This window comes from Vibrio sp. Vb1729, assembly GCF_033338655.1.
Taxonomy (GTDB): domain Bacteria; phylum Pseudomonadota; class Gammaproteobacteria; order Enterobacterales; family Vibrionaceae; genus Vibrio; species Vibrio alginolyticus.
This window is the reverse complement of record NZ_JAWOTB010000048.1, coordinates 135,661-158,126: the sequence shown is the minus strand read 5'-3', so window position 1 is coordinate 158,126 and position 22,466 is coordinate 135,661. Positions and strand designations below refer to the sequence as shown.

The following is a 22,466-nucleotide window of genomic DNA, read 5'->3' as shown; positions in this document are numbered from 1 at the left end:
TCCCACTTTATTGGATTATCAAGCCAGCATATCGCACTTTATCTCTGTACTAAGTTACATACAATTTTATTTACAAGTTTAAGCGAACAAACAACGAGATATCGCGCTAGAACGTAATCAATAGTGGTGAATTTATGAGCTGGTTAGAACGGTTATTTGAGAATAAAAATATAATAGGTTCGCGCAAAGCGTCTATCCCTGAGGGCGTTTGGACAAAGTGTCCTGTGTGTGAACAAATACTTTATCGTGCCGCGTTAAAAGAAAATTTGGAAGTATGCCCTAAATGCTCATATCACATGAGAATGGCTGCGCGTCAAAGGTTGATCTCTTTTCTGGACCATGGAACACAACAAGAGTTGGCAAGTGAGTTGGAGCCACAAGATATTTTGGGTTTTAAAGACTTAAAGCGATATAAAGAGCGAATTGCTTTAGCACAGAAAACGACTGGAGAAAAAGATGCGTTGGTGGTGATGGAGGGCAAGTTATTGGGGCTGCCTGTTGTTGCGTGTGCATTCGAATTCTCTTTCATGGCAGGCTCGATGGGCGCAGTGGTTGGCGAGAAGTTTGTCCGAGCAGTTGAAAGCGCAATTAATACAAAATCTGGGTTAGTATGTTTTTCCGCTTGCGGAGGGGCGCGCATGCAAGAGTCTTTGGTGGCACTCATGCAAATGTCAAAAACCAGCGCCGCGTTAAACCACTTATCTGAGCACAGATTACCCTATATCTCAGTATTGACGGACCAAACTTATGGTGGCGTCTCGGCGAGTTTAGCCATGTTAGGAGACATCAATATTGGTGAACCTAAAGCAAGTATTGGCTTTGCGGGAAGACGGGTCATTGAGCAAACGGTACGTGAAAAGCTACCAGACGAGTTTCAGCGAAGTGAATTTTTACTAGCGCATGGTGCGCTAGATATGATTGTCGATAGACGTGAAATGCGCGATCGCGTTGGCCGCTTACTGGCTAAGTTAACCAACGCGAGGGTGGTCTCAGAATAGGTTGTATTAAAGTTAGACTTAGTACTTGCGTTTATTGAGCCGTAATCATTACAAACCGTTCATTTTGCCCCCATCTTGGTTCCGCATTCATTAGGCTGAGATCCAACGCCGTTTGGTATGGGTCAACAGCAAAATGGTCGCTTACTAACCCCCAGAGCATCCAGTTGATTGCGGTTTCATTCTCGGTAAGCTCTTCGAGTGGCGCTTGGAGGAAAAAGTACTCATCTTCGCCATCGTAACCGAGCCGATCATAGATAATGTTGCGTAGCTCTCGATCCAAATCATGTTGGAGGTTGATTGAGTCGTACAGTTGCTCTTCTGTTGGGCCATTCTCATGGTGATAAACATTGCGTTTTGACTCTTTGTGTAAAGTACCTGCGCCAGTTTCAATGCTTACTTTCTTTTGCGAGTGTTGCTCAAGAACTTGAATGATTTCATCCTCTAGTTGATCGAGTTTACTCAGCAAAACTTGATTGTTTATGTCACCAGCGGGGGAGGCCATCGTTTGGAAGGCTTTCACTCTCTTGTAGACTGCTTTCCCGTGAGGAAGGGCTGCAAAACACTGTTCTTGGAGCGCTTCATTGGCTTGCCAAATGCCCGAGTAGAGCTCGTAATCATGTGTATATGGTGGAAGCTCTTCAGTATCTTCCCCTAATAATTCTCGCCAGCGCTTTTGCCACTGTTCTTCTTTTGCGTGTTTTACACGCGCGTATTGCTTAACCCAGCGGTTACGAAGTTTTACCCCAAAAATGGCAAGTCCCCATGGAGCGAGCAAATAAAAATAATAGTGAGAAGAGTTATCCCAAAAGTAACCGTAAACGTAAACACCAAAAGCAAGCACCCAAGTTCCAATAGTACAAGCAATAACCCCGGACATTATTGATGATTGGCGCTTTGTTTCTCTTAATGTATTACCTTCAGCACATAACCAAAAAATGCCGCCAAAAACAAAGGCAAACGTTGTCATGAAGTAGGCAATCCCCGCTCCCAAAAATCCCCAAAGTGACATGTATTATCCCTAGCCAAATATCTGCTTTATTCACTCATCAATGACTGGAGGAGTAAATGTGTTTGATTTGGCGGAGAATTTACCATTAATGCCAACCTTTTGATATGCACTCTATGACTTATTGGGAATGAGTCACAAATAAAAATAGATGGTATCAAGCATCAAAATTTAATTTAGAACCTTTGATTGTCGTGAACTCTATCTGGAAGAGTTAAGGGGGGCGTTTAAGGGCAATTTTCCTCATAAAGTCGTTATTTAGAAAAAGGTAAATTAATGTTTTTATTGATAATTGTGAGTTTTTTTTGGAGTGGGATTGCTCCCATTTAATTAGAGTAAAAGACCTATTTTTGGGAGCGGTTTCATAAATTTTATGACACTGATTTCACTGTTTGAGCTGTAAAGAATATAAACCCCCACTCAATGTATGTTAATAATCAATGAGTGTTGTTATGTCTCATATCCGTTTTTTCCCGCGCCATCGTTTGGCGCTTGCTTGTATGCTAGCGAGTGTGTCTGGCTTCTCTTTTGCACAAAATCAGTGTGCGGTTGCTGATTTACAACAATCGCGAGATCTGGCTACTGCCGTTTCTGGTGCTGAGTATGATTGCTACCACGCTTGGTTTTCAGCACCTTCAGAAACGCTGAATGATATCTATAGTGAAGCGAGCCTAAGCCGTATCCAAGTCGCGCTGGATCAAGAAATTGCTCGCTATCGTGGTGAAGCAGATCAAGCTCGTATTCTAGAGAACCTAGGCGAATTTATTCGAGCGGCCTACTACGTTCGCTACAACGCTGGTACTGGTACACCTGAGTTTTCGCAAGCGTTGAGTCAGCGTTTTGCTCAGTCGACGAACCTATTCCTAAACAACCCTCATGCTTTGGATCAAGGTCGTGAACAAGTTGGTGCAATGAAGAGCCTGACTTTGATGGTTGATAACGTTAAGCAGTTGCCGCTGACCATGGATAGCATGATGGCCGCATTGATGCACTTTAATCGTGAAACCGCGCAGGACACGCAATGGGTCGATGGTTTAAACAACTTGTTCCGCTCTATGGCAGGCCATGCGGCGAACGATGCGTTCTACCGATACATGGCAAACAATACTCACCATATTGATACGTTGGTGAAATTCGCATCTGATAATGCTTGGGCATTAGATACGGATGCAAGCTTTATCGTTTTCAATGCATTACGTGAAACTGGTCGTTTGCTCGCGAGCCCAGATCAGGAGACCAAACGCAAAGCATTGGCAGTAATGCAACAGGTGATGCAGCGTTATCCACTGGGTAGTGAGCATGACAAACTATGGCTTGCTGCCGTTGAAATGATGAGCTACTACGCACCAGAAGGCCTAAATGGTCTGAATATTGAGCAAGCCAAGCAAGATTTAGTTGCACGTGTAATGCCAAATCGTTTTGAATGTCAGGGACCTGCCATTATTCGCTCTGAGGATCTGACCGATGCTCAAGCAGCGAAAGCGTGTGAAGTGCTAGCGGCAAAAGAAGCCGACTTCCATCGAGTTGCGAATACGGGTAATCAACCTGTCGCTGATGATTTGAATGATCGTGTTGAAGTGGCGGTATTCGCGAGTAACACTAGTTACGTTGATTACTCTTCATTCCTATTTGGTAATACAACGGACAACGGTGGTCAGTACCTAGAAGGTGACCCTTCAAAAGCGGACAATACTGCGCGTTTCGTCGCTTATCGCTACGCGAATGGTGAAGATCTCTCTATCTTGAACCTAGAACATGAATACACGCACTATTTAGATGCACGATTTAACCAATACGGTTCGTTCAGCGATAACTTGGCTCATGGTCATATTGTTTGGTGGCTAGAAGGTTTTGCTGAATACATGCATTACAAGCAAGGTTACCAAGCTGCGATTGAGCTGATTGCAGATGGTAAACTGAGCCTTTCCACTGTGTTTGATACCACGTACTCTCACGATACCAATCGTATCTATCGTTGGGGTTATCTAGCTGTTCGATTCATGTTAGAAAATCATCCACAAGACGTCGAAAGCTTGTTGGCATTGTCGCGCTCTGGCCAGTTCGAACAATGGGCACAGCAGGTGACGTCTTTAGGTCAACAATACGATGCTGAGTTTGAACGTTGGTTGGACACATTAAAAGTGGAACCTGAGCAACCTGATACAGACCCAGAAGAGCCAACAGAACCAACAAGCCCTGAAGCACAAGTGACTGAATTGACGGCGAACCAAAGCCTTCAGCTCAGTGGCGAAGCATACAGCGAAAAACTGTTCTACGTTGATGTTCCAGCCAACACCGTTAACTTCAATGTATCTATTGAGGGTGCGGGTGATGCGGATCTTTACATGAGCTACAACAAAGTCGCGCATTACTATGATTTCGAAATGAGTCAATATGCTGATGGCAGCAATGAAGAGATTGTGTTTGAACCAGAGCAAGATGGTTACGTTAAAGCGGGTCGTTACTACATCAGCTTAACTGGACGTGATAGCTATGACTCAGTGAATCTTGTGGCTGCGCTAGAAGTGGAAGCGCAAACACCGCCAACCCAAGTGCAAGATGATTTAGCACCTGTGGTATTAGAGTCTGGTGAAGCCAAAATGCTTACCGTTCACAAGCAGCGTTATGCAGCAGTTTATGTGCCTGAAGGTGTTGAAGAGGTTCGTGTATGGCTAACGGCTCACTCTCAAACTGGTAATGTCGATCTATACGCGAGTAGGGAGCATTGGCCTACAGTAGAGCAGCACGAGTATGCGTCCAACTATGCAGGCAGCAATGAATACCTTGCGATTCCTATTACTGAAGCAGGGTACGTGCACTTCGCTCTTCAGGCTCCAGAGCAAGGCGATGACGTTGAAATGCTAGTGCACTTCAACTAAAAAAATTCGATTAACTAAAGTCGAGATAAAACGTCGCTGATACAGCGGCGTTTTTGTTTATATCGGACACGATTATGAACAAACAGCGGCGAATGCTAGTTAATCGGCTGATCTATCGAGTTATCAGTTGCCCTTTTTCTAAACGGCTTTAGGTTTGTATTGCAATTTACCGCGCACATAAACTTTTTTAGCGACGCGTTCTGTGACCTAGCTTCTGATTTGTGCTTCCCAAATGGATACAATATATATGCACCCCGTGCAATAAAGTGAAAAGGGAAAGACATGAAAACGCTTATTTATGAAACGTTGATTAGCCTTGCTAACCAAGAACCAGAACAACATGCAAGAATCCGACAAAATCTCTATGAACAGTTGGATCTGCCGTTCGATAAGCAGCTGGCTTTGTATTCTTGTGCCCTTGGTCCTGCAAGTTCAGGTAAGTTGGAGAGCAGTCAAGGCATTAACAACGCGGTAGATTGCGCAGTTAAACTGCTTGAAACTCCTGAGCGCTAATTCACTCGTTGTTTTAATCACGGCCCGATCCCCAAGGGCCGTTTTTAATTGCGGTTAAATTGATGTCAACGTTGTTATTACTCTGCTCTTTCCGCTAGCACTTCTTTGAATGCAAACATGCCGTTTAATGCCGCGGGAAACCCTGCGTAGACGGACATCTGCAAAATGATCTCTTTAATCTCATCCTCGCTACAGCCTACATTCAGCGCTGCATTTAAGTGCACTTTTAGTTGCGGCGCGCAATTCCCCATTGCCGTTAGCGCGGCGACGGTTGCGATTTCTCTCGATTTTAGGTCTAAGCCCGGGCGAGCATAAATATCGCCAAACGGATACTCAATGGTGTACTGAGCTAAATCTGGACAAATATCTTGTAAGCTTTCGATGACATTATGACCAGCGTCGCCATCAATTTGAGAGAGTAGTTCTAATCCTTTGTTAAAGCGCGATTGTTCCATCGGTATGTTCCTAGTGAATAAATGTAAACACACCTTAATCGTTAGAGTTAACTCTAAGTCAACGAACTTTTCCACTTGTATACAAGGCAATTTTTTCTTCTAGAGCCGATAAGTGCTTTTTCTGTTGCTCAATGTGGCGTTTGAGGTTTTCTTGGTGTTGTTCTAACAGGGCTTGACGTTGTGGTACAGATTGAGAGCCGACTTCCCTTAATTTGGCATACTCTAGAATCTCTTCAAGTGGCATTGCAGTTTCTTTTAAACGCTTAACAAAGCTTATCCAGTTTAGATCTTTCGAACTATACATTCGATGTCCACTCGCGTTTCTATGGACATGTTTAAGTAAACCGATTTTTTCATAGTATCGAAGAGTATGAGCAGATAGCCCGACGAGGTCAGAAAATTCTTTGATATTCAATATTATCCTCCAAGGTAGAGCATACCCCCATAGAGATAAGCTAAGTTTCGCATTTTGAAGTCATTTCGGGACAGATACAAACAGAAATCTTTAGTCTTTTAACACTAGGTATGGCGATTTACTGGATTTTTGAAACGCGCCAAACGTGATCCACCTGCCAGTTTCGTTTTATTAACAATTGATTACTCAACGGGTTGGCTTGGCTATTTTTATCCTTTGGGCCTATTTTAGGGCGTACATAGATCTTATGTTCTATCTTTTTAAATTGAAGTTTTTGTCAAGCAAAACAATGCTTTAGGTTTGTTTTGGGCTATTTGGGTTGTATGTTGTGTGCCCGTTATTCACTCAGAACGATTTATCGCTGTGCAATGGATGAGTCGCTACGCCTTCGATTTCAGCCTTGAGTTAGTGCTAAAAGGGTGAGTGCCTCTGATGAATAGCTTTTATAATTTCGATTATTGAATTCACTCACAAAAAAATGCAAACAAGTAATCGTGAGTGGAAACGAGCAGGAGAACAACATGAGTGGCTCACAGGAAACACAATCATTCGGTGCAAACGTTATCTTACATGCGTTTGATTGGAAGTATGCTGACATTGCCCAACGAGCAAAAGAAATCCGCAAGCTTGGTTATGGCTCTGTGTTGGTTTCGCCACCAATGAAAAGCGCACACGATGAGCGCTGGTGGCAGCGTTATCAACCACAAGATTATCGTGTTATCGATAATGCCTTGGGTGATACCAAAGATTTTATTCATATGGTTCGTGAACTGGAGCAAGTTGGTGTGTGGGTTTATGCCGACGTAGTGTTTAACCATATGGCAAATGAGGCCCACCTTCGCAGAGACCTTCAGTACCCAAGACAAGAGGTCTTGGAGGAATACCAGAACAACAAGCAGAAATATCAGTCGCTAGCGTTGTTTGGCGATCTATCTCAACCACTTTTTGATGAAGAGGACTTTGTTGAAGCATTCGGCATTAAAGACTGGAAAGATAAGTGGCAGGTTCAAAATGGACGTATCACAGGTGGACCAACCGATCCTGGCTTGCCAACTCTTCGTGTTTGTGACCATGTCGTTGAACAGCAGCGAGCGTACCTAACGGCGCTGAAAGCTATTGGTGTGAAAGGTTTTCGTATTGACGCTGCGAAACACATGACGTTAGAGCATCTTAAGCGTGTTTGGACAGACGACATCACGCGGGATGTGCATATATTTGGTGAAATTATTACCGATGGCGGTGCGACGGAAGAAGAGTATCAGCTGTTTCTTGAGCCGTATCTACAGGAAACTCGCCTAGGTGCGTACGATTTCCCTTTGTTCTCAACCATGTTTAAGGCGTTTGCTAAAAAGGGCAGCTTCAAGTCTCTGATTGATCCCTATTGTTTTGGTCAGGCTCTGTCCCCCGGTCGTGCGATTACATTTGCTATCACACATGATATTCCTAACAATGATGTCTTTCTTGATCTCATCATGGACGAGGAAAACGAATGGTTAGCTTATGCCTATATTCTAGGCCGAGATGGTGGTGTGCCGTTGATTTATACCGACTTAAACACCAGCGGTATTAAAGGCAAAAATGGTCAGCCAAGATGGCAGGGTGCATGGAGCGATCCGAGTATGGCAAAAATGATCCAGTTCCATAATATGACGCATGGCGAGCCGATGAGTGTTCTTGAAGGTAACGATGACATGCTCGTACTTAAGCGAGGTGACAAAGGTATTGTGGTGCTTAATAAATCACAGCGTCAACAGTCTTTGACATTAAAAATCGATGGTAATTGGGTTGATTTGATGACAGAACAAATCATTCCAACTGACGGTAAGTTAATCGTACCATCTAAGTCGTCAATGTTACTCGTCGCGAACTAGAAGATGTACACACCGAGGTTAGCAATTTCGGTGTGTATGTTTTTCATCGTCATTCACGTTCTGCTGAAATTCAATATAAACTCAAACTCTCTCGTTTTTGCTAGAAATTTATGAGCACTCGTTAACGCAACATTCTGCTTTTAAAAAACCAATTACGTCATCTAAGCACTGATATTCTGCAACACAAAAAAGGGTTCTACCCTCACGGCGCTGGGTGAGAAGACCGGCTGAAGCAAGGCTAGAGATATGATGAGAGAGAGTGGATGCTGGAATGCCAAGCTTTTCTTGTACGCCGCCTACCGCGATACCTTTGTATCCCGCTTTGACGACTTCTTTGTAAATACTTAAACGAGTCGGATGCCCTAACTCTTTTAGTGCTTTAGCAACGGCTTCAAGCTCCATACTGACCTCTAAAGAATGACCACAGTAATTTTGTTTCGATAATAGGGAAAGTCTCGGTAAATGCCAACTATTACGATCTCAGAACAATTTAAATCAGATGAGATTCATACTGGCTCATGCCTTCATGGCAACAATTGTCTGTTCTAATGAGACAGATCAATCTTCATTATTATTTCACGCCACGTTCAAAATCCCTCGTCTACACTCAATGTTGAGTTGTCAGTTGGCAGACCAAGGAGGCGGCCATGATTGCGGTTCATAGAGATTATTGTTTGTCTAACAGTTCGGAGTTACATGCCCACGTTAAAGTCAATCCTGTCGGTAAATTAGAAGTTGAGATTGTTGAACTTCAAGAGCGCCACACCACAGAGTTTGATGATTTGTCTTTTGAGAGTCGTGGGTGTGAAACTCGAATCTGTGGTAAAGAAGACACAACTCCGTGGCAGTTCAATCTTGCAGTTACTGATGCGTTAGAGCTTTCTCATTTAGTGGAAGAAGCAAACGAAGAGTATGAGATTTTAATGAATGATCTTATGTAATATCGAGAAGATCATTTTATCCTGCACGGCGTGTGGCTCTGTACTGAAAAAATAAAAACCTCCCAAGCGGGAGGTTTTTAATATGGAGTGCGTTATCGTTGGATAGGCTCTTCTCTTGGTGGTGTTAGCTCTTGGACGTTATCTTCATTAAAGTCATCTGCGTAACCTTTAGGTGGCGGTGTCCAACCACGTTCTGACCGCGATAGTTTGTCATGACGATCTTTTTGCATCTCTTCCGCCATTTTCTCCTCTAACTGAATAAACAGTTGTCGGAAATTGTTGTCATAGCGTTCACCTTCAGAATCATCTTCCCAAGCTTTGTAAAGTATTTCTGACTTACGTGCTTCAACACGCTTATATGTCGCCTTCTGTTGTTCAACAAAGAAGGGGTGAATGCCAAGGGCTTTCATTGTGTGACCGCCCATCTCCAATGCAGAATGGTAGGTCTCTGATTCAATAATATCAGCCCCCGCTTGACGCAAAAGATAGCCATGTCCACGGTCAAAGGCACGTGCAATCACTGTTACTTTTGGGTACGTGTGCTTAACGTACTTCACCAGTTCTACACTCGATTCTTGGTTATCAATCGCCACAACCAACGCAGCGGCGTGCTCAATGCCGGCTGTATGTAGCATATCTGGTCGAGTCGCGTCGCCAAAATAGGCGCGAGTGCCAATCTGGCGCATGTTATCGACTTGGTCAGATTGATGGTCAAGTACCACGGTAGTCACGCCGTTTGATACCAATAGGCGATTCACTATTTGTCCAAAGCGGCCGATGCCGGCGATGATCACCGTGCCTGTTTCCTCAATCGTATCGCTTTCGCGTTCATTTGACTGGCTTTCAAAGCGCGGCAGAATCACTCTATCAAACAGAATAAACAAACCTGGTGTCAGGAACATCGAAATCGCAACCACTAACGCAAGAGTTTGTGAGAGTTCAAATGGGATGACGTGGTTTTGCACTGAAAAGCTTAGAAGCACAAAGCCGAATTCACCTGCTTGAGCCAAGCTTAGGGTAAACAGCCAGCGGTTGCTGCCTTTCACCCTAAATATCAGTGCAAGAATAAACAGCACCAAGGCTTTCAAAACCATCACGCCAATGGTCAATGCCATGACCAACCAGAAATCACCAAAAAGGACCGAGAAGTTGATCCCTGCGCCAACGGTAATAAAGAACAGACCTAACAATAGACCTTTAAATGGTTCGATATTGGATTCTAACTCGTGGCGGAATTCACTGTTCGCCAATACAACGCCAGCCAAGAAGGTTCCTAAGGCAGGAGATAAGCCCACTAAACTCATTAGTGCAGCGATACCAATGACAAGCATGAGTGCAGTTGCGGTAAAGATTTCTCGCAAACCAGAGCTAGCCACATAATTGAGCAGAGGTCGACTTAAAAAGTGTCCACCAACGACGACGATTGCAATCGATGCTGTGATTACGATGCCGTATGCCCAGCCTGGCAATCCCGCAACGAGGCTTAATTCTTCATGGTGCGCTGCGGCTGTTTGAGCCGCGGACTGTGCCTGTTCAATTAATTCAGGTAAGGCCAATAGAGGAATGAACGCCAACATTGGTATCACTGCAATATCTTGAAAAAGCAACACGGAGAAAGCGTTTTGTCCACCTTCCGTCTTCGTTAATCCTTTTTCGCTAAAAGTTTGCAAAACAATCGCAGTAGAAGAGAGGGCGAAGATCAAACCTATGGCTAAGGCTATGGTCCAAGGCTGGTCAAAGTACAAGGCAATACCCATAATCGCCGCGACGGTACCACCGACTTGCAGACCTCCTAAACCCATTAAGCGATTGCGCATCGCCCACAACATTTTGGGTTCGAGCTCTAAACCAACGAGAAACAGCATCATCACCACGCCAAACTCGGCAAAGTGCTGGATTGTTGTTGTTTCTTCACCGACTAAACCGATAATTGGGCCAATGACCACACCTGCGATGAGATAGCCTAAAACGGACCCAAGTCCCAAACGCTTAGCAAGTGGGACTGCAATTACAGCAGCAATCAAATATACGAAGGCTTGTAAGAATATCCCTGTCATGAAGCCTCCTTAATGAGCTCTGGCAATGCGCTGTTAAGCTTGATTAATGACGCCGCAGCTTCAACATCCAACCTATCTTCGACTAAAGCTGTTAGCAGGCTCTTGTACCGCTCAACATGACGAGGGATTCGCCCTTCTTCATCTGCTGTACGTGCGCCAAACATCGCGAGAGGGGCAATGTAGTTCATGCCTGTCAGTGCGGACATTTGTTCAATAGGCGCAAGCAGTTGACGAATCGTAAAGTGGTTGTAGCCTTCTGCCTTATAAGCTTCTTCTTTACCCCCTGCAGACAGCACACAAAGCATGGTCTTACCTTGCAGTGCTGTGCCATCTGTACCGTAAGCAAAGCCATATTCCAAAACCAGATCTTGCCACTCTTTTAAAATCGCAGGCGTTGAATACCAATATAGTGGGAATTGGAAAATCACCACGTCATGCTCACGTAAGCGTTGCTGCTCACGGTCGATATTAATATCGAAACGAGGGTATTCGCCATAGAGATCAACACATGTCACGCCTTCAATTTTTTGAGCTTCTTTGAAAAGTGGAGTATTCACTTCTGAACGATGCTGGGAAGGATGAGCAAAGAGAATGAGTACTTTTTTATTTGCCATAGGGATCCTTGCTATCTAAATAACCATGCCCAGTAGGAGCGCGGGTTGGTTAGAAAATGTAACTCATAAATGATCGCCAAGCTAGTTTGGAAAACGGTTTAAGCTGTTTCAATATCAATAAAAAACCACCAAATAAATTGGTGGTTTTGGGAAGCGTTACGTTTTACTAATCATGAATAGGGACGACTAGAATATCCACCGGTGACTTGTTAATTAAGTGTCTGGAGTAAGAAATAATCTTGCTCCAGAAATCTTGGTGGTGACCACAAATCAGAAGATCCACTTCTTGCTCTTTAATGGTGACCTCTAATTTATCAGCCAAGTCGCCAGTACCTACGAAGAAATGTTTAAGTGGGTAATCCATGTAATCACTAAATGTTTTTAAACATTCCATTGAATGCTCATTCAACGGCCTTTGATCCGGGTTTTCTTTGATGTCTACAAGCTCACGATAGATTTCTCCGTGCGTACCATCAATATGAATAAAGGATATATCGGAGTCGAGATAGTTTGCCATTGATACCGCTCTGTCGATAAGCACGGTGCTTTCATCTGACAGTTCGAGTGCAACAAGGATATGTTTGTATTTCATAACCACGCCCTTATGTGGATTATCTTTACTCTAAGCATAGTATGGCTTGGATAAAAATTGTGTTGCTAAGATCTCGAAATTGTTCAAAGACTTGTTAAAAAGTTAATGTGATATAACAACTTACTGTGAAACTTTCTTTTTGTTCACATTTGGTTAGAAAGCTTGCTTTTTGAACAAAAAAGCGGCTACACTCTGTGCATCATTTCTCTAGGAGATTACGCCAACATGAAGAACTAAACCTGTCATCCATATTTTTACTTATTTTTTGGATCTGCAGGGTTAGTAGGCGTAGCTCACTTTCCGATATTTCTTTGCAACAAGACGACTTTTTGATTTGACGTATATCGTCGAGCTTTACATAGAGCTTAATGCGTTTGTGCACGCGTTTTGTTGCCATTTCAAATCATAGCTACGGCTGTTGTCCCTGTCATACAGGAGGCAAATTATGCCAGTTTTACAAGCTTTTAATGTTAGCCATCAGTTTGATAATGGCGATACGCTATTCCAGTCTATTTCTTGTTCCATGACTAAACGACGTGTTGGTTTGGTTGGGCGCAATGGCATCGGCAAGTCGCTTTTGGCTTCCATTTTAGCGGGAGAAATTCAGCCTGCCAGCGGTGTTGTGACTGCTCCCTCTTCTTTCATGATGTATCGCCAGCAGCCGTCTGATCTGCTTTCAGGTCAGCAATCGATCGCCCAATTTCTGGGAACAGACTCGGCCTTACATGCTTTGAAGCAGATTGAACAAGGTGATGTTTCTGAACATTGGTTCGAACTGGTTGGCGAACAGTGGGATATTGAACTGAAACTCAAACAGCAGCTTGCTGCGATGGGCTTGCCGCAAGACCCTGATTTCTCTTGTGCTCGGCTCAGTGGTGGTCAGTTGGCGCGTTTGCAGTTATGGCAGTTATTTGAAAACGAAACGGATCTTTTGATTCTCGATGAGCCATCCAATCACCTCGATACCGAGGCGAAACAATGGCTGATAGAGTCTATGACGCATTTCAGCGGTGCGATTTTACTCATCAGTCACGATCGTGAGCTGCTGCGAGAGATGGAGGAAATTTGGGAGCTATCGGGCCTAGGTTTACAGGCTTTTGGTGGAAATTACGATGTGTACGCCGAGAAAAAACGCACTGAACTGCAAGCGGTCGAGAGGCAGTTAGCGCAAGTCGATAAACAGAAAAAACGGTTAGCCGAGCAAGCCCAGAAAAATCGCGAAAAAGCAGACCAACGCGCCGCGCAAGGGAACAAACTGCGCAAAGACGGCAGTCAGCCCAAAATTTTGCTTGATGGAAAAAAGGATAGCGCGACCGCCAGCGCTTCAAATCGCAATAAGAATGAGCAACTCAGACAAGCGCATTTACAAGCCAAAGAACAGGCGTTGCAATCGCGACATGAGCAACTCAAGGCGCAAAAGCTTTATCTTACAGATAATCCGAACCGTTCGCGAAAAGTGTTGTCGATACAAGAAGGTATATTACCTTTTGGGAATTCTACGCCTATCACGTTGCAGATTTTTGCGAACGACAAAGTCCATCTCAAAGGGAGAAATGGCTGCGGAAAATCAACCTTGTTAAAGACGTTGCTTGGCGAGTTATCGTTGCAGAGTGGTGAGTTGCAAGTGAATACGCCTTTGTATTATCTCGACCAACATTTTGGTGCAGTGAATCCAAATCTTTCGTTACTTGAGAACGTAATGGAGAGCTGCCAAGAGATGACGGAAAGTGAAGCGAGGACCTTATTGGCCGGGATCGGTTTTCGTCGAGATGCAGTGTTTCGATTGGGGCGCCTACTGAGCGGTGGCGAGAAGATGAAGCTCGCGATGCTGATAGTCAGCCACCAAAATTCTCAGCCTTTGCTGCTGCTTGATGAACCAGATAACCATCTCGACCTCGAGTCAAAAATAATGCTTAGTCAGGCGTTAAATGTATACAAAGGTGGATTTGTTCTGATTAGTCACGACCAAGATTTCGCTTCTGAGTCTGGGGTTTTGCGCCAAATCGAGCTGACTTAGACGAAAGAGAGTAAACGCCATCGTGGCTCTTCAGTATTGTTCCCAAGTTCTACACTTCCACTTACTAGTTTGTAGAACTGGAAGGAAATGAGGGAGTTAGGATGGCTTTCACAACTCGTTTAATGAAATTAGATTCATTTTGTCGATATATAGTAGAGTTCTGATGTATTGCACAAAAAGACAACAGAAAAATAAAAAGGAATTTCATGAAAAAGAACACCCTAGCACTCACAACGGCTCTCGTACTCGGAAGTGTGTTGTCTGTGGCGTATGCAAATGAAGCGGCGCAATCGTCGGTTGAACAGGTAACCCCGAAAACCATCACGTATCCAACCACACAAAAAGTGGATGTTGTCGATGACTACTTTGGTACAAAAGTGAGTGATCCTTATCGCTGGTTGGAAGACGATCTCAGCCCAGAAACCGCAGAATGGGTTAAGGCACAAAATGCAGTGACGTTTGATTATCTGTCGAAAATCCCTTACCGCGAGCAGATTGAAGAGCGCATCACTAAGCTCATGGACTACGAAAAGCAAAGCCAACCGTTCAAAGAGGGTAAGTTCACTTATTTCTACAAAAATGACGGGCTACAAAACCAAGATGTGCTTTATCGGCAGTTAGGTGATGGCGAAGCAGAAATTTTCCTCGATCCAAATACTTTTAGTGAAGATGGCACCACATCGTTAGCGGGAGTGAGCTTTTCACGTGATGGTTCTTTGGTTGCATACAGCATTTCGGAAGGCGGTAGCGATTGGCGCAAAGTCATTGTGTTAGACACAGAAACCAAAAAGCCCGTCGGCGAAACGCTGGTGGATATTAAGTTCAGCGGCATCAGTTGGCTCGGCAATCAAGGTTTCTATTACTCAAGTTATGACAAGCCAAAAGGGAGTGAACTTTCCGCGAAGACAGACCAACACAAGCTCTACTTTCATAAACTTGGAACGAAACAAAGTGAAGACCAATTAATTTTCGGTGGTGTAAAGGACGAAAAGTATCGCTACGTTGGGGGTTACACGTCGGAAGATGAACGCTACTTGTTTATCTCAGCCAGCGTATCGACGTCGGGCAACAAACTGTTCTTCAAAGACCTGAGTAAGCCAAATAGCCCGCTGAAAACCATTTTAGATAACACCAGTTCTGATACTTGGGTGATAGACAACCAAGGCACGAAGCTGTACTTGGTTACGAACCTTAACGCGCCGAACAAACGCGTCGTGACGGTGGATGCGAGTCAGCCGCAGCCCAAAAACTGGAAAGATTTGATTCCTGAAACAAAGAATGTGTTACGCGTTTCTACCGCGGGTGGCAATTTGTTTGCGAGTTATATTGTTGATGCGATCTCGATGGTGAAGCAATACGACATGAACGGCAAACTCATCCGAGAAATCAAATTGCCTGATATTGGCAGCGCATACGGTTTCTCGGGTAAAAAAGATGAAACCGAAGTCTACTATTCTTTCACCAACTACAAGATGCCAAGCACTACGTATCGTCTGAACATCAAAGATGGTGATAGCGAGGTGTACTACAAATCTAAAGCGCCATTTGATCCAGCTTTGTATGAATCTCGCCAGGTGTTTTACACCTCAAAAGACGGAACAAAAGTGCCGATGATCATCACCTATAAAAAAGGGACACCGATGGACGGCAGTGCACCAACCATCCTATATGGTTATGGCGGTTTCAACATTAGCCTCACGCCATCTTTTAGCCCGACACGTGCGGCTTGGTTAGAGCTTGGTGGTGTTTACGCGGTAGCGAACATTCGTGGTGGTGGGGAATATGGCAAAGAATGGCACAACGCTGGCATTCAAATGCAAAAGCAAAATGTGTTTGATGACTTTATTGCTGCGGCTGAATTCCTAATTGATGAAAAGGTAACGTCATCAAACAAGTTAGCCATTAACGGTGGATCGAATGGTGGCTTGTTAGTAGGGGCCGTTATGACGCAACGTCCAGAGCTGTTTAAAGTGGCGCTGCCAGCAGTCGGCGTACTGGATATGCTGCGTTACCATACTTTTACCGCAGGTGCTGGTTGGGCGTATGACTACGGCACGGCAGAGCAAAGTAAAGAGATGTTCCAATATCTGAAAAGTTATTCGCCGGTGCACAATGTAAAAGCAGGGGTGGAATACCCAGCAACATTGATTACAACCGGTGATCATGATGACCGTGTTGTTCCTGCTCACTCATACAAATTTGCTGCTGAGTTGCAATCGAAGCAAGCGGGTTCAAATCCGACCTTAATTCGCATCGAAACCAATGCAGGACATGGTGCAGGCACACCAACGCGTAAAATAATTGAGACAAATGCAGATATTTATAGTTTTGCACTGTTCAATATGGGAATAGAGAAACTGCAATAGTGCGAATTGTTTGCGTTTTAGTTATCGAAACGCATCGGCGATTTATCGCTCGATAATAAAAGGGAATCACAGAGAGTGATTCCCTTTTTATTTATTATAGGCCTACTATTCTAATCTGATACTAGGCTAATCAAACTAAGGTTTTTAAATTATTATAATGTTCTAATTAATCTGAAGAGTGTTGTACGATCGAAATGAAACATTGATCGCGATCACCTAAATACATTGCACTCTCTATTTATATGGTAAAATTAATTAATCATTTGTTATAATGATAATTGAATTTTCATAAGTTTTAATATTTCCTTCTTCATTGGTATTACCAAATTTCAAGTTATATAAGATATAAGTAGCGGTGATTGAACTTTTACGATGCTTTATTTTATTTTAATTAAAACGTCGAATGTTTCGTCATTATTGAATTTGCTTTGATAATTTATGTTATCCAAAGCGAGTTGTGTTGCTTGCTATTTATGATGACCTCATGACGTGAATAATTTTATAATCATTAAAATGGATACAGTTTTATGAATTTAGTGAAACCGTCTGTTGCCATTATGGTTGCAGCCCTACAACTCGCGTCTTCTGCCTATGCGCAGACAAACAATAACGAAGAACTACAAGATATGTCTGACCCACTTGCGGTATACACCCAAGCTGGCTTTGGTATTACTGATAAAGGCGCGAACATCAAAATCGGTCAAACTTACCAATCTAGCCAGCCTGGTACCATGGCGATGAACATCATCGAAATGAAAGGCATTGGTGGTGAGCTATTTGGCATTCGCGACAATGACGATCCAATGTATGCCAATGTTGATGACAGCATTGACTCTTTCCGACTACGTAATTTCCAAGTAGAAGTCGCAAAAGGTCTAGGCCGTCAATTGGATGTAAACTACGATGTTGATAACGATAAATTAGATGCATCTTACAGCTTTATTCAAGGCCTACCTAAGTTTGGTATGTTGCAGTTATTTCCTTTAGCTGGTGCGGGTGTCACTATTGCTAATGATTTTAGTGATGATGACAAAGGTTATGAAATTCCAGGTACTTTCACCGTTGTCGGTATGTACTCAAAAATTGAATTAACCGATAAAATCTGGATTAACTACAACCCAATGTATATGCATACATTGTCAGGGTCTAGTCAATATAAAGACACTTATTACGCGGGTGAAGATAATATCTTAACTCATGAGTTTGCGTTGTCTTATCAAATTAATCCTCGCGCTAATATTCGTTACTTTGCAAACTGGAATGAGCACGTTAATTTCGGTGATGGTGATCACCGTATCGAATTTAACTACCAATTCTAACTCCCTCGTTTATTTCCAGAATAGAAAGTGCGTTTATCCATATATTTAAATATTTAGGCTAGGGCACTTTCTACATAAAGTAGGTTTATCATGAAAGCCAAATATAAATTTGCGTTGGTATCTATTGCTATATCTTCTGCATTACTATCAGGATGCAAAACTGGCGATATCGCAACGAAAACAGCCCAAGCACCCTCTGTTGAAACCGTTACCCTAACCGAAACAAAAATCACTCCTTATCATAATTTTATCGGTCGAACTGAAGCGGTAAATGACGTTGATATTATGCCGCGAGTCGGTGGTGAATTAACCGCGATTCATTTTAAAGATGGCGATATGGTCGAAAAAGGCCAATTGTTGTTTGAAATCGACGACCGTCCTTACAAAGCGGCACTGGCGTATGCAAAAGCGTCGTTGCAAAAAGCAAAAGCGCAACTCGTTCAAACTACGCGTGATGCAGAACGTGTGAAGAAACTCATCAAAGATAAAAGCATCAGTGAGCAGCAATACGATGACGCCATTGCCGCGCAAGCCGCAGCGATTGCTTCGGTAGAAGAGGCGAAGGCGACGCTGGTTTCAGCAAGGCTCGATCTTGAATTTAGCTCTGTGCGTGCTCCTTTCTCTGGTCGCGTGGGTTTCAGCAACTTCCGAGTGGGTGACCGTATTTCGAAAATTCAACTCGTTCCTCTTGTTTCGATCACTCAAATCGACCCAATTCGCTTTGGCTTTGATGTGGATGAGAAGCTCTACCGCCGCGTAAGAAGTGCGATTGATGTAGCTCATCGTAACGATGACAAACTGGATGTTGATTTAACACTGACGCTTTCAGACGGTTCATTGTATCCGCTTGATGGCAAGATCTACGCCGTTGGCAATAAGATCGATTTAGAAACAGGCTCAATTCGAGCAGAAGCACAATTCGATAATCCAACTTACGCGCTTATGCCGGGTGAATATGGCAACTTGACCATCAAGCTGCGCAACAAAACCATTGATGGTTTGCTTATCCCATCGGCGGCTGTTCAACAAGACCAAGTGGGTGACTACGTCATGGTGGTTGGTGATGATCACGTGGTGTCTCGTCGTAACGTTGAACTCGGTCAGACCTACGGTGTGAAACGTGCTGTGCTGACTGGCTTGGCGGCTAACGAAAAAGTCATCGTCAATGGTCTACAAAAAGTGCGTCCGGGTGCAACGGTGAAAGACGTTGAACTACAGAGTGAACAAGGCTGAGTGAGTACTGATGTTAAGTAAATTTTTCATTCACCGGCCGAAGTTTGCTTTGGTGATCTCACTGGCGATGACATTGATGGGTATGATCGCCCTGAAAGTCTTGCCAATTTCTGAGTATCCTCAAATCTCTCCAACGGTAATTACGGTGAGCACCATGTATCCGGGTGCAAACGCGGACGTGGTTAAAAAGACCGTAGCACAACCGATAGAAGCCAAAGTCAACGGCGTTGAAGACATGATTTACATGTCTTCTGTGATTGGTAACGATGGCTCATACACATTGCGTATTTACTTCCGAGTGGGCGCAGATGGCGATATGGCGCAGGTTCGTGTGAACAACTTGGTGGCACAGGCGACGTCGTCTCTACCACAAGAAGTAAACCAAATCGGTGTGACGGTTAAGAAGAAATCTTCCGACATGCTGGGCGTTATCACACTGCGTTCTCCGAAACAGTCTCACGACAGTATCTACCTTTCTAACTACGCGGATCTCAATATTGTCGAGCGTCTAAAACGTATCGAAGGTATGAGTGACATTACGCTGCTGGGTAAGAAAGACTACTCAATGCGTATTTGGTTGAACCCAAATAAACTGGCTACCTTGAAGCTTTCTGCTAGCGATGTTATTGGCGCAATTAAAACGCAAAACATCCAAGTGGCGGCGGGTAAGATCGGTGGTATGCCAGCTCCGGGTGATCAGCAATATCAATATGTTTTGCAAACCAAAGGCCGCCTTACTTCTGCGGAAGAGTTCGAGAACATCATCATCCGTGCGAGCAAGAAAGGTTCTCTGATTCGCTTGAAAGATGTGGCTCGTGTCGAAGTTGGCGCACAAGGTTACGAAGCTGATGGTCGTATGAATAATGAACCAGCCGCCGTTCTGGCCTTGTACCAGTTGCCGACAGCGAATGCGCTAGACGTGATGGAGCGGGTGAAAGAGGCCATGAAAGAGTACGAGAAATCGTTCCCAGATGATTTGGTCTATGACATCGCGTATGACTCTACCGAATACGTAGAGACATCGATTGATGAAGTGTACGAGACGCTGGTGATTGCGGTACTTCTTGTCACCTTCGTTGTGTACGTTTTCTTGCAGAACTGGCGAGCGACCATCATTCCAACCTTAGCGATTCCGGTTTCCATCATTGCGACTTTCGCAATCATGGGCGTGATGGGCATGACCATTAACACCATCTCGTTGTTTGGCTTGATCCTCGCCATCGGTATAGTGGTGGACGATGCGATCATCGTGGTAGAGAACGTGGAGCGGGTTATCCATGAAGAGCATTTAGACTCGATTCCGGCCACGATCCAAGCTATGAAAGAAGTGACGGGGCCAGTATTGGCAACAACGCTTATTTTGTTGGCGGTATTCGTACCGGTTGCGCTATTGCCGGGTATTTCCGGTCGAATGTTCAACCAGTTCGCAGTCACCATCTGTGTGTCGGTGCTGATCTCTGCGATCAACGCATTAACGTTAACGCCAGCGCTTTGTGCGTTGATGTTGAAATCAACTCACTCGCAACCTATTGCGCCTTTGCGTGCGTTTAATCGAGGTTTTGAAGCAATAACGCGCAAATACCAAGGTTTAGTTGGCTTCTTGAGCCGTCGTATTGTGCTGAGTATCGGTGTGTATGGCGCGCTTATTGCGGTGCTGGCGTTTGCGTTCATGACCGTACCTTCTTCTTTCGTACCGAACGAAGATAAAGGCGTGTTCATGGTCGAAATGCGGTTACCAGACGCAGCAGCATTGCAGCGTACTGCACCATTAATGAAGAAGTACGTTGATGAACTAAAACAGATGGAAGGTGTGGAGAACGTGGTTTCGGTTGCGGGCTTCTCGGTAATTAACATGGCGTCGATTCCAAACTCGGGCATGTTGATCATCAAACTGGATAACTGGAGCAAACGTAAAGACCCTGAGCTACACCAACGCGCATTGATGAATAAAGTTAACCAAATGCTGAACTCAACGCCAGATGCCGCTTCGTTCGTTTTCGCGACGCCGGCAATCAAAGGTATGGGTGCGGTAGATGGTTTCAACCTTGTGCTGCAAGACAACTTGGGCCGTTCTCCACAAGAGTTGGCAAAAACAACCGCTGATTTTGTTGCCCAAATCAACCAACTGCCTGAAGTGGCGCGTGCGTTCTCGATTTTCCGTGCCAACATTCCGCAACGTTACATCGATATTGACCGCGATAAAGCGATTTCGATGGGCGTACCGTTGAATGAAATCTTCAGCACACTGCAAGCGCAGTTGGGCGGTGCCTACATTTCTGACTTCAACTTGTTTGGTCGTTCGTACCAAGTGAAAGTGCAAGCAGAAGAGCAATATCGTGACAACATCGACGACATCGACCATCTGTTTGTTCGTTCTAGCTCTGGAAAAATGGTGTCACTGGCAACGCTAGTGAAAGTGAAGCCGATCTTCGGCCCTGATACCTTGTCGAACTACAACATGTTCAGTTCTGCAACCGTGAACGGTGCGCCAGCGCCAGGTTACAGCTCGGGTGATGTTGTAAAAGCCATTGAAAAACTGGCTGCGGAATCTTTGCCAAGTGGTTACTCGTACGAGTGGTCAGGCATGACTTACCAAGAGATGAAAGCAGGCAACATGGCACCAATCGCGTTCGCATTGTCTTTGCTGTTCACCTACTTGTTCTTGGTGGCTCAGTACGAAAGTTGGACCATTCCTGCTGCGGTAATGATGGCGGTTCCAGTCGCGATTCTCGGCGCAATGGGCACGCTACTGCTGGTGGGACAACCGTTCGATTTGTATGTGCAGATTGGTGTGGTCATCTTGATCGGTATGTCCGCCAAAGTGGCGATTCTTATCGTGGAATTTGCCAAAGTTCTGCGAGAAGAAAAGGGCTTATCCATCATTGATGCTGCCAAAGAAGCTGCTCGAATCCGTTTCCGAGCAGTACAGATGACCGCATTCGCCTTCATCTGGGGGGTATTCCCGTTGGTGATTGCATCGGGTGCCGGTGCGGCATCTCGTCACTCACTGGGCTTTGCGGTATTCGGCGGCATGATTCTCTCTACGTTTGTTGGCACGTTACTGACGCCAGTGTTCTTCGTGATGATGCAATCTCTGCGCGAGAAGTTTAAGCGAAAGAAACCCACTGAACTTGAGGTGAGCGAGCAATAACGCTGATTTCAACTGACTGACTCCACAACACCCCCACGC

At 44.5% G+C, this 22,466-nt stretch carries 17 protein-coding genes; 10 read left to right on the top strand and 7 right to left on the bottom strand.

Annotation, left to right across the window (positions count from 1 at the left end):
* Positions 1-134: 134 nt before the first annotated feature.
* Positions 135-998 (top strand): acetyl-CoA carboxylase, carboxyltransferase subunit beta, encoded by an 864-nt coding sequence (accD, locus tag R7E29_RS20030; RefSeq protein ID WP_053350528.1) that lies wholly within the window; start codon positions 135-137, stop codon positions 996-998.
* Positions 999-1,029: 31 nt separating this feature from the next.
* Here accD and R7E29_RS20025 read toward each other — a convergent pair whose 3' ends face one another.
* On the bottom strand, positions 1,030-2,007 hold the full coding sequence (locus tag R7E29_RS20025) for a hypothetical protein (RefSeq protein ID WP_318082966.1): 978 nt from the start codon (positions 2,005-2,007) through the stop codon (positions 1,030-1,032).
* A 449-nt stretch (positions 2,008-2,456) separates the two neighbouring features.
* Here R7E29_RS20025 and R7E29_RS20020 point away from each other — a divergent pair, with 449 nt between their 5' ends.
* Positions 2,457-4,883 carry a M9 family metallopeptidase gene (locus R7E29_RS20020; protein ID WP_054577080.1) on the top strand — a complete coding sequence of 809 codons (2,427 nt, stop codon included), beginning with the start codon at positions 2,457-2,459 and terminating at the stop codon, positions 4,881-4,883.
* 282 nt (positions 4,884-5,165) lie between these two features.
* Positions 5,166-5,396 (top strand): PAS factor family protein, encoded by a 231-nt coding sequence (locus R7E29_RS20015; RefSeq protein ID WP_005375384.1) that lies wholly within the window; start codon positions 5,166-5,168, stop codon positions 5,394-5,396.
* 77 nt (positions 5,397-5,473) lie between these two features.
* Here the strand turns inward: R7E29_RS20015 and R7E29_RS20010 are convergent, their stop codons facing one another.
* Together R7E29_RS20010 and R7E29_RS20005 are read right to left on the bottom strand one after the other, a co-directional pair.
* Positions 5,474-5,851, bottom strand: a complete 378-nt coding sequence (locus R7E29_RS20010) for a carboxymuconolactone decarboxylase family protein (protein WP_042521541.1) — start codon at positions 5,849-5,851, stop codon at positions 5,474-5,476.
* Between the two features lie 58 nt (positions 5,852-5,909).
* A complete protein-coding gene (locus R7E29_RS20005) occupies positions 5,910-6,266 on the bottom strand; it encodes a MerR family transcriptional regulator (RefSeq protein WP_017821530.1) in 357 nt (118 codons plus the stop codon).
* A gap of 521 nt (positions 6,267-6,787) precedes the next feature.
* On the opposite strand from R7E29_RS20005, the gene R7E29_RS20000 reads away from it, so the two are divergent.
* On the top strand, positions 6,788-8,137 hold the full coding sequence (locus R7E29_RS20000; protein ID WP_054577081.1) for an alpha-amylase family protein: 1,350 nt from the start codon (positions 6,788-6,790) through the stop codon (positions 8,135-8,137).
* A gap of 108 nt (positions 8,138-8,245) precedes the next feature.
* Here the strand turns inward: R7E29_RS20000 and R7E29_RS19995 are convergent, their stop codons facing one another.
* Complete coding sequence (locus R7E29_RS19995) at positions 8,246-8,539, bottom strand: ArsR/SmtB family transcription factor (protein WP_005375388.1); 294 nt, start codon at positions 8,537-8,539, stop codon at positions 8,246-8,248.
* A gap of 245 nt (positions 8,540-8,784) precedes the next feature.
* Here R7E29_RS19995 and R7E29_RS19990 point away from each other — a divergent pair, with 245 nt between their 5' ends.
* Positions 8,785-9,078 carry a hypothetical protein gene (locus R7E29_RS19990; RefSeq protein WP_005375389.1) on the top strand — a complete coding sequence of 98 codons (294 nt, stop codon included), beginning with the start codon at positions 8,785-8,787 and terminating at the stop codon, positions 9,076-9,078.
* Positions 9,079-9,170: 92 nt separating this feature from the next.
* Here the strand turns inward: R7E29_RS19990 and R7E29_RS19985 are convergent, their stop codons facing one another.
* The 3 genes from R7E29_RS19985 to R7E29_RS19975 form a co-directional block, all read right to left on the bottom strand.
* Entirely contained in the window at positions 9,171-11,135 is a 1,965-nt protein-coding gene (locus tag R7E29_RS19985) for a monovalent cation:proton antiporter-2 (CPA2) family protein (protein WP_005375390.1), read from the bottom strand.
* On the bottom strand, positions 11,132-11,749 hold the full coding sequence (locus R7E29_RS19980) for an NAD(P)H-dependent oxidoreductase (protein WP_005375391.1): 618 nt from the start codon (positions 11,747-11,749) through the stop codon (positions 11,132-11,134). The genes R7E29_RS19985 and R7E29_RS19980 overlap by 4 nt, the downstream gene beginning before the upstream one ends.
* A 166-nt stretch (positions 11,750-11,915) precedes the next feature.
* Positions 11,916-12,341: a universal stress protein gene (locus tag R7E29_RS19975; protein ID WP_005375398.1), complete on the bottom strand. Its 426-nt coding sequence runs from the start codon at positions 12,339-12,341 to the stop codon at positions 11,916-11,918.
* A gap of 445 nt (positions 12,342-12,786) precedes the next feature.
* Between R7E29_RS19975 and R7E29_RS19970 the strand changes: the two genes are divergently transcribed.
* The 5 genes from R7E29_RS19970 to vmeQ all read left to right on the top strand — a co-directional run bounded on the left by R7E29_RS19970 (position 12,787) and on the right by vmeQ (position 22,427).
* Positions 12,787-14,358, top strand: a complete 1,572-nt coding sequence (locus tag R7E29_RS19970) for an ATP-binding cassette domain-containing protein (RefSeq protein WP_033906795.1) — start codon at positions 12,787-12,789, stop codon at positions 14,356-14,358.
* A 206-nt stretch (positions 14,359-14,564) separates the two neighbouring features.
* Positions 14,565-16,724 carry a prolyl oligopeptidase family serine peptidase gene (locus R7E29_RS19965; protein ID WP_017635248.1) on the top strand — a complete coding sequence of 720 codons (2,160 nt, stop codon included), beginning with the start codon at positions 14,565-14,567 and terminating at the stop codon, positions 16,722-16,724.
* A gap of 527 nt (positions 16,725-17,251) precedes the next feature.
* Positions 17,252-18,043: a hypothetical protein gene (locus R7E29_RS19960; RefSeq protein ID WP_132936330.1), complete on the top strand. Its 792-nt coding sequence runs from the start codon at positions 17,252-17,254 to the stop codon at positions 18,041-18,043.
* A 90-nt stretch (positions 18,044-18,133) separates the two neighbouring features.
* Positions 18,134-19,276, top strand: a complete 1,143-nt coding sequence (vmeP, locus tag R7E29_RS19955; protein ID WP_318082963.1) for an efflux RND transporter periplasmic adaptor subunit VmeP — start codon at positions 18,134-18,136, stop codon at positions 19,274-19,276.
* A 10-nt stretch (positions 19,277-19,286) separates the two neighbouring features.
* Entirely contained in the window at positions 19,287-22,427 is a 3,141-nt protein-coding gene (gene vmeQ / locus R7E29_RS19950; RefSeq protein ID WP_262651869.1) for an efflux RND transporter permease subunit VmeQ, read from the top strand.
* The last annotated feature ends 39 nt before the right edge of the window (positions 22,428-22,466 follow it).